This window comes from Mitsuaria sp. TWR114 (genome assembly GCF_007997345.1).
In genome coordinates this window covers 1-671 of the sequence record NZ_VOSR01000810.1, presented here as the reverse complement: position 1 = coordinate 671, position 671 = coordinate 1, and the positions used below count along the sequence as shown (strand labels likewise).

Below are 671 nucleotides of genomic sequence, written 5' to 3'. Positions count from 1 at the left end.
CGAATTCGTCGCCCGCGCGGCGCCGGACGGCCACACGCTGATGCTGGGCTATGTCGGGACGCATGCGATGAACCCGGCACTGCAGAAACTCCGCTACGACCCGGTGGCCGACTTCGAGCCGGTCGGCCTGGTGGGTTATTCGCCGACGCTGATGGTCGCCAATGCCCTGGCGCCGGTGAAGGACGTCCGGGACCTCGCGTCCCAGCTCAAGGCCAAACCCGACCGCTACAGCTACGCCTCCGCCGGCAACGGCACGGCGCCCCACTTCGCCGCCGAGCTCTTCAAGCTCAATGCCGGTGTCGACATGCTGGGCGTGCCCTACAAGGGCTCGGCGCCCGCCATCACCGACACGCTGGGCGGCCAGACACAGTTCATGTTCCCCAGCCTCTTCACCGCGATCCCCTATGTGAAGGCCGGCAAGCTCAAGCCGCTGGCCGTCGCCGGCCCCCGGCGCAGCCACCTGCTGCCCGATGTGCCGACGCTCAAGGAAGCGGGCGTCGACGGCGTCGAGGTGCAGCAGTGGTACGCCGTCTTCGCACCGGCGCGAACGCCCCGCCCCATCGTCGACAAGCTGAACAAGGCCCTCAACCAGGTGCTGGCCGACAAGGAGGTCGTCAAGCGCATCGAGGACCACGGCGCCGACGTCGAAGCCAGCACGCCGGAGCAGCTCG

Annotated in this window: 1 protein-coding gene; it reads left to right on the top strand. The window is 68.9% G+C overall.

The window, feature by feature from the left end; translation table 11 throughout:
* Nucleotides 1-671 (top strand): tripartite tricarboxylate transporter substrate-binding protein (locus FUT87_RS24460; protein WP_255512007.1); only part of this gene is annotated, 671 nt, incomplete at both ends.